Genomic DNA, 12109 nt, shown 5'->3' on the forward strand with positions numbered 1-12109 from the left:
GGGGCCGCGGCGGCTGGTGAGGAGGAGGTGGGGGGCGCCGTTGGCGGCGAGCCAGCGGGCGAGGTGGGCGCCGATGCCGCCGGTGCCGCCGGTGATCAGGGTGGTGCCGGTCGGCTTCCAGTCGGCGGGAACCGCCCCGGTGGCGGGCGCGTGCTCCAAGCGCCGCGCCCACACCGCTGAGGAACGGATGGCGGCCTGATCCTCGGGTTGTCCTGGGGTGAGGAGTGCGGCGAGGCGGTCGGGGGTGCGTTGGTCGATGGTGGTCGGTAGGTCGATGAGGCCGCCCCAGAGTTTGGGGTGTTCGAGGGCGGCGACGCGTCCCAGGCCCCAGATCTGTGCCTGGGTGGGGTGGGTGAGGGGGTCGGCGTGGGTGGTGGCGACGGCGCCTTGGGTGAGGCACCACAGGGGTGCGGTGGTGTCGGTGTCGGTCATGGCCTGGATGAGGGCGGTGGTGGCCGACAGCCCGGACGGTACCGCCTCGTACTGCGGATGTGGCGCCTCGTCCAGGGCCAGCAGGCTGACCACCCCCGCCGGATCCACCTCGGTGAGGTGAGAGGCCATGCCCTCCCTGGTGACCTGGGCCGCGTCTACGTTCCGGCGGACGGCCGTCGCACCGTGGCCTTCGAGAGCACGTACGGCGACATCGATCGCCGGGGAGTTGAGGTGCGTCTCCGGGACCAGCAACAACCACGTGCCGGACAGCCTCGCCGCTGTAGGAATCTCGACGTTCTTCCACGTCACCCGGTAGCGGCAAGCGTCCAGCCGGCTCTGCTCGCGGTGCCTGCGCCGCCACGCCGACAGCGCGGGCAGGGCCGGGCCGAGCGCCGCGACCGCGTCCTCACCGTCCAGGCCCAGGGTGTCGGACAGCGCGTCGACGTCCTCCTCCTCGATCGCCTGCCACAGCCGCGCCTCGGCCTCGTCATGCGTCCCGCTCACCGCTCCGACAGCGGCGCGTTCCACCCAGTACCGCTTTCGTTGGAAGGGGTAGGTGGGCAGGTCGATGAGGGTGGGTGGGGGGTCGGTGGGGAACCAGCGGGTCCAGTCGACGCTGGTTCCGGTGGTGAAGAGGGTGGCGGCTGCTCGGGTGATCTGGGTGAGGTCGCCGTGGTCGCGTCGCAGGGTGGGGGTTGTGGTGACGCGCAGGTCTGCCCGGTCGGCGCAGTCTTCGATCGCTGGAGTCAGGACCGGGTGCGGGGAGACCTCGATGAACACCCGGTAGCCGTCGTGCAGGAGGGTGGTGAGGGTGTCGGCGAAGTGGACGGGCTGGCGCAGGTTGGTGACCCAGTAGGTGGTGTCGAGTAGGTCGCCGTCTTGTCGTTGTCCGGTGACGGTGGAGTAGAAGGCGACCTGGGTGGCGGCTGGTTCGATGCCGGTCAGGGTGTGGGTGAGGTGGTCGGTGATCTGGTCGACCTGGGGGCCGTGGGAGGCGTAGTCGACGTCGATGACCCGGGCACGCAGTCCCTGTTCCTGGGCGGCGGCGACGATGTGCTGGATCTGGTCGGGTGGGCCGGAGATGACGGTGGCCGAGGGACTGTTAACCGCCGCGACCTGCACCGCCTCCCGCGCCGCGTCCGGCACCGTGTCGTCCAGCAGTGTTTGGGTCTGCTCGGCGCTGAGGCCCAGCGAAGCCATCGCGCCGCCGCCCGATAGCTGCCGCAGTGCCTTGCTGCGCACCGCGACCACCCGCGCGGCGTCCTCCAAAGACAGCGCCCCGGCGACACAGGCGGCGGCGATCTCGCCCTGGCTGTGCCCGATCACCGCAGCCGGAACCACGCCATGATCGGCCCACACCGCGGCCAGGGACACCATGATCGCCCATAGGACGGGCTGCACCACATCGACCCGGGCCAGCTCGGATCCGTCGCCGCCGATCACCTCTGACAGTGACCAGTCCACATGCGGGGCCAGGGCTTGTTCGCACTCGGCCATCCGCGCCGCGAACACCGCAGACTGCTCCAGCAGCTGGGCGCCCATGCCCGCCCACTGCGAGCCTTGCCCGGGGAAGACCAGTACCGGGCCTGGGCCGGATTCGCCCACCACACCGGCCACCACATCCGGATGCATCTGACCGGACGCCAACGCCGCCAAACCGGGCCGAGGGTCGTCACCGACGACGACCGCGCGGTGCTCGAACACCGACCGCGACCTGACCAGCGACCACCCCACCTCAACCGGCGAGAGCTCCGCATGCGCCGCCACATGCTCCGACAAGCGCCGCGCTTGCGCGCGCAGCGCCTCCTGCGAACGCGCCGACACCACCCACGGCATCACACCGGCACCCGGCCTCGGTTCCGACACCGGCGCCAGATCCTGCCCGGACTCAGGTTCGGGGGCCTCCTCCACGATCAGGTGCGCGTTGGTTCCGGAGAAGCCGAACGACGACACCCCCGCACGCCGCGGCCGACCGACCTCAGGCCACGGACGGGCCTCCGACAGCAGCCGGAGTCCGCTGGTCTCCCAGTCCACGTACTGCGACGGCTCGTCGATGTGCAGGGACGCGGGCAACACCCCGTGCCGCATCGCCATCACCATCTTGATCACACCCGCGACTCCTGCGGTCATCTGCGTGTGGCCGATGTTCGACTTGACCGATCCGAGCCATAGGGGACGGTCTTCAGCGCGTCCCTGCCCATAGGTCGCCAGCAGCGCCTGCGCCTCGATCGGATCACCCAGCTTCGTGCCGGTTCCATGCGCCTCCACCGCGTCCACCTCGGAGGCCGCCAGTCGTGCGCCGGCCAGTGCCGCGCGGATCACCCGCTCCTGCGAAGGACCGTTCGGTGCGCTCAGGCCGTTGCTGGCACCGTCCTGGTTGACCGCCGACCCTCGAATCACGGCGAGTATCCGGCGCCCGTTGCGCTGCGCGTTCGACAAGCGCTCCAGGAGCAGCACGCCGGATCCCTCGGCCAGGGTCATGCCGTCGGCGTGCGCCGAGAACGCCTTGGAGCGGCCGTCGGGGGCCAGCCCGCGCATCTCGCTGAAGCCGATCAGGGAGGCCGGGGACGACATGACGTGCACGCCGCCGGCCAGCGCGAGCGCCGACTCGCCCTGGCGCAGCGATCCGCAGGCGAGATGGATCGCCACGAGGGAGGACGAGCACGCGGTGGCCACGGTGACGGCGGGGCCCTCCAGGCCGAGCGTGTAGGAGACGCGGCCGGAGGTGACGCTGGCGGAGTTCCCGAGGGTGAAGTAGCCCGCGGTGCCTTCGGGGACCTCCGACTCCGCCAGGCAGTAGTCGAGACCGTCGCAGCCGAGGAAGGCGCCGACGGGCGTGGACCGCAGCGAGCGGGGGTCGATCCCCGCGCGTTCGACGGCCTCCCAGGACGTCTCCAGCGCGAGCCGCTGCTGCGGGGCCATGCCGAGCGCCTCGGCGGGGCCGATGCCGAAGAAGGCGGCGTCGAACTCCCCGGCGTCGTGGACGAAGCCGCCCTCGCGGATGTAGGCGGTGCCCAGGTGCTCGGGGTCGGGATGGTAGAGGGCGTCCAGGTCCCAGCCGCGGTCCCCGGGCAGCTCGGTGACCGCGTCCCGGGCCTCGGCGACCAGGTCCCACAGGTCCTCGGGCGAGCGGACGCCGCCGGGAAGGCGGCAGGCCATGCCCACGATCGCGATCGGCTCCTGCGCGGCGGACTCGGCGGCCTTGAGCCGGCGCTGGGTCTGGCGCAGTTCGCTGGTGACGCGCTTGAGATAGTCCAGGAGTCTGGCTTCGTTCTCGGCCATCGGCGGGCAGGCGCTCCTCTCCGCAAAACGTGGCTGGTTTGGAGCGTCGCCGAATCTCCTAAAGCGCTCCTAACCCGGACGGCGCGAGCGGGGAACGCGTCTTTAGGGCTCGGCAAGAACGCCGTTAGACGGGTCGGTGACGCTGCTGGCGGAGAGCAATGCGGTAAAGCCCCGGCCGGGGATTCGCGCGGGATTCATGCTGATTCGGAGTATCGCCACATGGAGAAGTCCGACGACGGAGGACGCGGGGTGGCGGAGACGCCGATCACGTTTCCCCGGGAGGCGAGGCCCGGGCCTTTCGACCCGCCGGAGGTCCTGCGCGAGCTGCGCGAGAGGGCTCCGCTGGTCCCCATGCGGTTCGCCGACGGGCACCTGGGCTGGTTCGCCACGGGCCATTCCGCGGTCCGGGCCGTCCTGAGCGATCCCCGGTTCAGCGCCCGGCCGGAGCGCTACCACCTGGTCGTCGACCTGCCCATGGCCGAGGCGTTCACGAGCAGGCTGAACCTGAGCGTGCGGGGCATGTTCCACTTGCAGGACCCCCCGGAGCACACGCGGTACCGCCGCGCGCTGGTCGCCGAGTTCACCGTCCGGCGGATCAGGGAGCTGGAACCGCGGATCGCCGAGATCACGCGGACCTGCCTGGACGCGATGGAGGAGTCGGGCCCGCCGGCCGACCTCGTGGAGGAGATCGCGTTCCCGATCCCGTCGCTGGTGACCTGCGAGCTGCTCGGGATCGCGCACGAGGACCGCGAGGAGTTCCGCTGGGCGGTGGCCACGATGTCCCGGTGGGGCAGCGGTGTCGAGGAGACGCGCGCCGCCCTGGACACCGTGCTCGGGTTCTTCCCGCCGCTGGTCCGGCGCAGGCGCCGGGACCCCGGTGACGACCTGCTCGGCAGGCTGGTCGCGGCGGGCGAGCTGACGGACGAGGAGCTCTCCACCATCGCCTACATCCTGTTCGCCGGAGGGTTCGAGACCACGGCGAACATGCTGGCGCTCGGCACGTTCGCGCTGCTGCGGCATCCCGTCCAGCTCGACCTGCTGCGCCGCGAGCCCGGGCTGGTAGGCAACGCGGTCGAGGAACTGCTGCGCTACCTGACCATCGGCCACATCGGCCCGCAGCGCGCGGCGCTGGAGGACGTCGAGATCGAGGGCGTCCTGATCAGGAAGGGCCAGTCGGTGATGATGTCGCTTCCGGCGGCCAACCGCGACCCCGCGCAGTTCGACGACCCCGAGAGGTTCGACATCACCAGGCAGGCGGGCGGGCACGTCGCGTTCGGGCACGGCGTGCACGGGTGCCTGGGCCAGCAGCTCGCCCGGGCGGTGATGCGCCTCGTCTACCCGGCGCTGTTCGACCGCTTCCCGACCCTGCGCCTGGCGGTGCCGCCCGACGAGGTGCCGACGAAGGACGACGCGATGGCCTACGGCGTCCACCGGCTGCCGGTCGCGTGGTGACCGTTCCGATCCGTCCGACGCCCCGACCCGCTAAGGAGCCGACCCGATGGCCGACCATCCGACCTCCCAGGCCGAGGGCGACGTCCTCGACGACGCCGGCGGGCCCCTCGCCGGTCTGCTCGCCGACGCGGCCGGGTTCGGCGGAGGGGACAGGGTGCTGGACGCCGGGTTCCGCGCCGCGGCCGGCATCACCCACGGCCCGGGGACGCTCGGCGGGGTGATCGTGCAGCAGCCGGACCTGTGCTCGGAGTCGGCGGAGGACCTCTTCCGCGCGGTGCACCGGGTGCTCCATCCCGGCGGCGTGCTGGTCGCCGCCGACGCCGTTCCGCTCGACGGGCGGCACGCGGCGCGGATCCGCGGCCTGGCCGGGTGGGGGAGCCTCGTCCCGGACGGCTGGGGCGACCGGCGGGCCTGGGCCGAGCGGCTGGGCGAGGCGGGCTTCGTCGATGTCGAGGTCCGCGGCCTGAGCGGCGATGACCACGGACCGCTGGTCGGTTCCCTCAGGCGGCGCCTGCGGGCGTGGGCCGGGCGGCACCTGCCGGCGGACGCGCTCGACGGCATGGCCGAGTTCGAGGCGAGCACGGAGTACGTGCTCGTCCGCGCCGTGAAGCCGGTCGACCCGGAGTCTCCGGAGCTGGTCCGGGACCCGTTCACCGCGTACTCCGAGATCCGCGAACGGACCCGGATGGTCCGCGCGGCCATGACCGGCGTCGAGCCATTCTGGATGGTCACCCGCTATGACGACGCCAAGACGGTGCTGAGCGATCCGCGTTTCGTCGTGAACGCGGCGAACGTGCCGGGGATGGCGGACACCGCCAGCCGGATCGAGCAGTTCCAGCTCGCCTCCGGCATCGCCCCGGAGCACGTGGAGTACTCGCGGGCGAGCCTGTCCAGCCTGGACGGCGCCGACCACCACAGGCTGCGCCGGCTCGTCTCGCAGGCGTTCACGCCGCGCCGCGTCGCCGGGTTGCGGCCGCGCGTCGAGGAGATCACCGAGCGGCTGCTGGACCGCCTGCCCGAGGTGGCCGAGGACGGCGTCGTCGACCTGCTGATGCACTTCGCGACCCCGCTGCCGCTCACCGTGATCTGCGAGCTGGTCGGTGTCCCGGAGGACGAGCGCAACCGGTTCCGGGCGGCGGTGTGGGACTGGATGATCGGCAGCGGTTCCGGCGGCGGCGCGGGCGGCGCGCGCCGGCGCGTGCGGCGGGAGACGGCCTTCGACTACGTCCGCGGCCTGGTCGAGCGGCGCCGCGCCCGGCCGGAGAACGATCTGGCGTCGGCGCTGATCCGCGTCCATGACGAGGACGGCGACCGGCTGTCCGACGGCGAGCTGGTCTACACGATCCTCTCGCTGGTCGTCGCCGGCTACCACACCACCACGCACTTCATCACCAACGGGACCGCCGCGCTGCTCACCCATCCCGACCAGCTCGCGCTGCTCCGCGAGCGCCCGGAACTGATGCCCCGCGCGGTCGAGGAACTGCTGCGCTGGTGCAACCCGGTGCTGGGCGCGCATTTCCGCTACGCGACCGAGGATCTCGACGTCGGCGGCCGTCCGGTGCGGAAGGGCGAGCCGGTGATGCCGATCGTTCCCGGCGCGAACTACGACCCGCGGGTGTTCGACGGCCCGGACCGGCTCGATCTCACCCGCGACGGCGGCCGCGACCACGAGAGCCATCTGAGCTTCGGGCACGGGCTGCACTACTGCCTGGGCGCGGCCCTCGCCCGCCAGGAGGGCGCGGTGGCGTTCGAGGCGCTGCTGCGCCGCTTCCCCGACCTCGCCCTCGCCGTCGATCCGGGGGACCTGAAGCACGGAAGCGACCACTTCTGGAGGTTGCTGTCGCTTCCCGTCCGGATCAGCGCCGGCAGGGCGGAATGAGAAGCGCGGAATGACGGGCGCGAAATGACGGGCGCGGGACGGCGGCCGTGGAACGGCGGCCGTCGCTACGGGCCGGCTTCCCGGGCGAGGTCCAGCAGGTCGTTCGCGAGCCGCTCCGGGTGCGCGCACGGGAGGTAGTGGTCGGCGGTCACGTACCACCTGAGGATCGGCCGGGCCAGCGCGGCCTCCGCGCCCTCGACCCATTCCCGGGTCAGCCGCCGTCCGGCCACGGACTCGTGGTGGACGGCGGGCAGCAGCATGACCGGCGCCGCGACCTTCGGGTACCAGTCGTGCGGGCGCTCGCTCCACACGCTCTCCAGGATCGACATGTAGTGCGCGTCCGACAGCCGCGGGACCAGCAGCCCGTCCGGTCCGGGACGCATGTCGGCCAGGCCCGCCTCGACCGCGGCCTCCGACCACCGCGGGTGGGCCTCGCGCAGCCGGGCGCGCACCGCCTCGGCGGTGGCGCCCTCCTCGTTCGCGCGCCGCTGGGACAGCACCAGGCCTCGCCAGCGCTCGCGCGTCGCGGGCGTCATCTCCTCCGCGACGTCGACCCAGCCGCCGTCGACCAGCGCGAGCCCGCCGACGACCGCCGGATGCCCGGCGGCCAGGCGGAGGGAGACGCTCCCTCCCCAGGAGTGGCCGGCCACCACGGCGCCGGCCAGCCCGAGGGCGGCGGCGACCGCGGCGAGGTCCCCGGCCGCGGTGCCGGTGTCATGCCCCTCGTCCGGGGCGTCGGACTCCCCGTGGCCGCGCAGGTCGACGGCGTAGGTCGGATGGTGCGCCGCGGCGAGCCGGGCCGCGACCTCGTCCCACAGCCGGGCGTTGGAGGCCAGACCGTGCACCAGCAGGAACGGCGGGCGTGCCGCGCCCGGCCGGTGCCGCACGCGCAGCCGCACGCCGCCGGGCACCGGCACCCGGAGGTCGTGGTCCGCGGCTTCGGCCATGGACACCGCTCAGGGCCGCCGCGCCGTGATCAGGACGTATCCGAGCTCCGGCATGTGGGCCAGCTTCTCCTGGTTGCTGATGAGCAGCTCGTATCCCTCGGCGCCGAGGATGTCGACGAACTGGTCGCGGCGGGACCGGAGACCCGCCGCGAAGGCGTGGTTCGTCGGGAACGTCTCCTTGGTGACGTCCGTGATGTCCGCCGGGACGAGGCCGGCGCGCTCGATCACGCCCGCGTAGTCCTCCAGCGGGGTCAGCGAGGCGTACACGGTGCTGTACTGGGACGCCACGTCCTTCCCGTCCGGGGGCCGCTTGTAGACCATGTCGGCGATGGGGATGGTGGCGCCCGGCCGCACCACGCGGGCCACCTCCGACAGCACCTGGACCTTGTCCGGCATGTGCAGCATCGACTCCAGCGCCCAGGCGCTGTCGAACGACTCCGCCTCGTACGGCAGGTCCATGGCGTTGACGTGCTCGAACGACACGCGGTCCGCCAGGCCCGCCGCGCGGGCGCGCTCGTTGGCGCGGGCCACCTGGCGCTCGCTGACCGAGATGCCGACGACCTCGACCGGACGGGCCCGGGCGAGCTGCATCGCCGGCGTCCCGTTCCCGCAGCCCACGTCGAGGATCCGGGCGCCGGGCCGGGGGTTCAGCCGCCGGATCATCTCGTTGGTCATCTCCTCGGCGGCTTCCTGGAAGCTGCTGTGGTCGTTCTCGTCCCACCACAGGCCGTAATGCAGATTACCGTCCCACAGCTCCGCCATCACGTCGAAAATGCTGTGGTCGTAGTAGTACCCGATCGTGTCGGTGTTCGGCGGGCGAACCTCCTCGACCTTGACGACGTCACGCAGTTTCGTGTCGTTGTTCACCATGCTCGAAGGATGGCCGACAGGGTACTCGCCGGCCACCCCTGCCAACCCCTGTAAAACCCCTATTCGGGGGCTCCCGCATTACCGCTAAAGCAGAATTAGCGACGCTTTAGCGAGCCGGTGGATATTAGCCCGCGAAGGCTTGTACAAGCGAATGCGGTCGAGCAGGCCGCGGCTGCCTGCACTGCGCGGACGGAGACCAGAGGAATGAGCGGACCCACGCACGCGGTCGTCCTGGGCGGCGGCTTGGCGGGATTGCTGGCGGCCCACGCGCTGTCCCGCCACGCCGGATCGGTCACCGTGGTGGAGCGCGACGTCCTTCCCCGCGGCCCCGGGCACCGCCGCGGCGTGCCGCAGGCGCACCACGCCCACCTGCTGTGGTCGAACGGCGCCCGCGTCATCGACGCCCTGCTGCCCGGCACGACCGACCGCCTCCTCGCCGCCGGCGCCCGCCGGATCGGCTTCCAGGCCGACCAGGTGACCCTGACCGCGCAGGGATGGCAGCACCGCTTCCCGCCGACCCAGTTCGCCATCGTCTGCACCCGGCCGCTCCTCGACTGGGTCGTCCGCGAGCGGATCCTGCGGGCCGGGCGCGTCACCCTGCGGCAGGGCGCCGACGTCGTCGGCCTGTGCGGCGACCACCGCCGGGTCACCGGCGCGCGGGTCCGCGACCTCGACCGCGACGAGACCACCACCGTCGAGGCGGACCTGGTGGTGGACGCCACCGGACGGGCGTCCGGGCTGCGGCACTGGCTGCCGGAACTGGGCGTGCCCCTTCCGGACAGGGACGTCGTCGACGCGGGCGTCGGCTACGCCACCCGGCTCTTCGCGGCCCCGCCCGGCGCGACGACCGGGTTCCCCGCGGTGAACGTCGGCGCCTACCCCGCGGGGGAGCCGTGCCACTTCGGCGTCGTGTACCCGGTCGAGGGGGACCGGTGGCTGGTCACGCTGTCGTGCACGCGGGGCGGGGCGCTCCCCGCCCACGAGGACGAGTTCGAGGCGTTCGCGCGGAGCCGGCTGGGCCACCCGATCGTCGCCGACCTCATCGCCTCGGCGGAGCCGCTGACGCCCGTGGTCCGGTCCCGCTCCGGGGCCAACCGGCGGCTGTACCCGGAACGGCACGAGGCCTGGCCGGACGGCCTCGTCGTCGTCGGTGACTCGCTCGCCGCGTTCAACCCGGTCTACGGGCACGGCATGAGCGCGGCCGCGCGCTGCGCCGCCGCGCTCGACCGGGTGCTGGCGGCCGGCGGGACGGCCCGCCGGATGCAGGAGGCGGCCGGCGCGGCGGTGGACGACCCGTGGTTCCTCGCGGCGTCCAAGGACATCGGCTACGTGGGCTGCCGGATCGACGCGGCCGATCCGCGGCTGGTGGGCGAGCACATCGGCCAGCAGCTGCGCTTCGCCGAGTCCATCGTCGAGAAGTCGGTCCTCGCTCCCGGGGTCTGCGGGGTGGTGACCGACGTGGTGAGCCTGTCCGCCGGCCCGGCGGAGCTGGGCTCCAGCCGTTTCCTGTCCCTGATGCACCGGGAGGAGACGCTCCCGAGACTGGCCGGGCCGCCGCTGCGGCCGGAGGAACTCGACGTCGTACGGCTGCCCGCGTACGAGAGCGTCCCCACCGCCTAGCGGGAGAGACCGGCATGGCGACCGAAGAGAAGCTCGTCGACTACCTGAAGTGGACCACCGCCGAGCTGCAGGAGGCCCGGCGGCGCCTGCGCGAGTACGAGGCGAGGGACCGGGAGCCGATCGCGATCGTGGCGACGGCCTGCCGGTTCCCCGGCGGGGCGACCTCGCCGGAGCGGCTGTGGCGGCTGCTCGCCGACGGGCGGGAGACGATCGGCGGCTTCCCGGCCGACCGGGGCTGGGACGTCGACGCGCTCCGCTCCCGGGACGGCGCCCCGGGCGAGCGCGCCGGCGGCTTCGTCCACGACGCGCTCGACTTCGACGCGTCCTTCTTCGGCATGGGCCGCGAGGAGGCCCTCGCCACGGAGCCGCAGCAGCGGTTGCTGCTGGAGCTCGCCTGGGAGGCCGTCGAGAGCGCGCACATCGACCCGCACGCGCTGCGCGGCAGCCGCACCGGCGTCTACGCCGGCATGACCACCCACGACTACGTCACCGGGCTGTCGCGGTTCGACCGCGCGCCGGACGGCGTGCTCGGGCACCTGGCCGACGGCGTCTCCGGCAGCCTCGCCTCCGGCCGGGTGGCCCGCGCGCTCGGCCTGGAGGGGCCCGCGGTGACGGTCGACACGGCCTGCTCGTCGTCGCTGGTGGCCATGCACCTGGCCGCTCACGCGCTGCGGCGCGGCGAGTGCGCGCTCGCCCTCGCCGGCGGCACCACCGTCCTCGCGACCCCGGCGCTTTTCCTGGAGTACGCGGCGCAGCCCGGCATGCTGGCCCCCGACGGCCGCTGCAAGCCGTTCGCGGCGGCCGCCGACGGCATGGTGTGGGGCGAGGGCGCGGGCCTGGTGCTGCTGGAGCGGCTGTCGGACGCCCGCCGCAACGGACGTCCGGTGCTGGCGGTGATCCGCGGCTCGGCGGTCAACCAGGACGGGGGCCGCGGCGGCTTCACCGCGCCGCACGGCCCGGCCCAGCAGCGGCTGATCCGCGAGGCGCTGGACGGGGCGGGGCTGGCCCCGGCCGACGTGGACGCCGTCGAGGCGCACGGCACCGGCACCGCCATGGGCGACCTGATCGAGGCGCAGGCGCTGCTCGCCGCCTACGGGCGGGACCGGCCTCCGGACCGGCCGCTGCTGCTGGGATCGGTCAAGTCCAACATCGGGCACACGCAGGCCGCCGCGGGAGCCGCGTCCGTGATCAAGATCGTGGAGGCCCTGCGGCACGGGACCCTGCCGGCCTCGCTGAACATCGACCGGCCCAACCCCTACGTGGACTGGTCCGCGGGCGCGGTGCGGCTGCTGACCGAGCCGGTGGACTGGCGGCCGGGCGAGCGCCCGCGCCGCGCCGGGGTGTCCTCGTTCGGGGTCTCCGGCACCAACGCGCACCTGATCGTGGAGGAGGCGCCCGAGCCCCCCGCCCGCGGCGGCGACCGGCCGGCCGGTGCCGAGCCGGGCGGTGCCGAGCCGGGCGGTGTCGTGCCGTGGACGGTGTCGGCCCGCGACGGCAGGGCGCTGCGGGCGCAGGCGGCGGCGCTCGCGGCGCACGTCACCGAGCACCGCGAGGCGTCGGTGGGCGAGCTGGCCTGGTCGCTGGCGACGACGAGGCCGGTGTTCGAGCACCGCGCGGTCGTCGTCGG

General features: G+C 73.3%; 7 protein-coding genes. 4 read left to right on the forward strand and 3 right to left on the reverse strand.

The window, feature by feature from the left end; genetic code table 11:
- Window positions 1–3714 (reverse strand): type I polyketide synthase (locus tag E1300_RS41065; RefSeq protein WP_131762695.1); only part of this gene is annotated, 3714 nt, incomplete at its 3' end.
- A 219-nt stretch (window positions 3715–3933) separates the two neighbouring features.
- Here E1300_RS41065 and E1300_RS41070 point away from each other — a divergent pair.
- Window positions 3934–5166, forward strand: coding sequence for a cytochrome P450 (locus tag E1300_RS41070; RefSeq protein ID WP_131762696.1), 1233 nt, complete (start codon window positions 3934–3936; stop codon window positions 5164–5166).
- Between the two features lie 46 nt (window positions 5167–5212).
- The gene (locus tag E1300_RS41075) at window positions 5213–7045 is read left to right on the forward strand and encodes a cytochrome P450 family protein (protein ID WP_242619721.1); all 1833 of its coding nucleotides are present in this window, start codon (window positions 5213–5215) and stop codon (window positions 7043–7045) included.
- 65 nt (window positions 7046–7110) lie between these two features.
- Here E1300_RS41075 and E1300_RS41080 read toward each other — a convergent pair whose 3' ends face one another.
- Together E1300_RS41080 and E1300_RS41085 are read right to left on the reverse strand one after the other, a co-directional pair.
- Window positions 7111–7992, reverse strand: a complete 882-nt coding sequence (locus E1300_RS41080) for an alpha/beta fold hydrolase (protein WP_131762697.1) — start codon at window positions 7990–7992, stop codon at window positions 7111–7113.
- A gap of 9 nt (window positions 7993–8001) precedes the next feature.
- On the reverse strand, window positions 8002–8862 hold the full coding sequence (locus E1300_RS41085) for an SAM-dependent methyltransferase (RefSeq protein WP_131762698.1): 861 nt from the start codon (window positions 8860–8862) through the stop codon (window positions 8002–8004).
- Between the two features lie 204 nt (window positions 8863–9066).
- Between E1300_RS41085 and E1300_RS41090 the strand changes: the two genes are divergently transcribed.
- Window positions 9067–10482 (forward strand): NAD(P)/FAD-dependent oxidoreductase, encoded by a 1416-nt coding sequence (locus E1300_RS41090; RefSeq protein ID WP_131762699.1) that lies wholly within the window; start codon window positions 9067–9069, stop codon window positions 10480–10482.
- 14 nt (window positions 10483–10496) lie between these two features.
- The coding region (locus E1300_RS41095; protein ID WP_207400247.1) for a type I polyketide synthase at window positions 10497–12109 on the forward strand (1613 nt) is incomplete at its 3' end.

This window comes from Actinomadura fibrosa (assembly GCF_900659615.1).
Taxonomy (GTDB): Bacteria; Actinomycetota; Actinomycetes; order Streptosporangiales; family Streptosporangiaceae; genus Spirillospora; species Spirillospora fibrosa.

Coding starts and splice junctions, on each gene's coding strand:
- E1300_RS41070 (WP_131762696.1), top strand. CDS start 3,934: ATGGAGAAGTCCGACGACGGAGGACGCGGGGTGGCGGAGACGCCGATC.
- E1300_RS41075 (WP_242619721.1), top strand. CDS start 5,213: ATGGCCGACCATCCGACCTCCCAGGCCGAGGGCGACGTCCTCGACGAC.
- E1300_RS41080 (WP_131762697.1), bottom strand. CDS start 7,992: ATGGCCGAAGCCGCGGACCACGACCTCCGGGTGCCGGTGCCCGGCGGC.
- E1300_RS41085 (WP_131762698.1), bottom strand. CDS start 8,862: ATGGTGAACAACGACACGAAACTGCGTGACGTCGTCAAGGTCGAGGAG.
- E1300_RS41090 (WP_131762699.1), top strand. CDS start 9,067: ATGAGCGGACCCACGCACGCGGTCGTCCTGGGCGGCGGCTTGGCGGGA.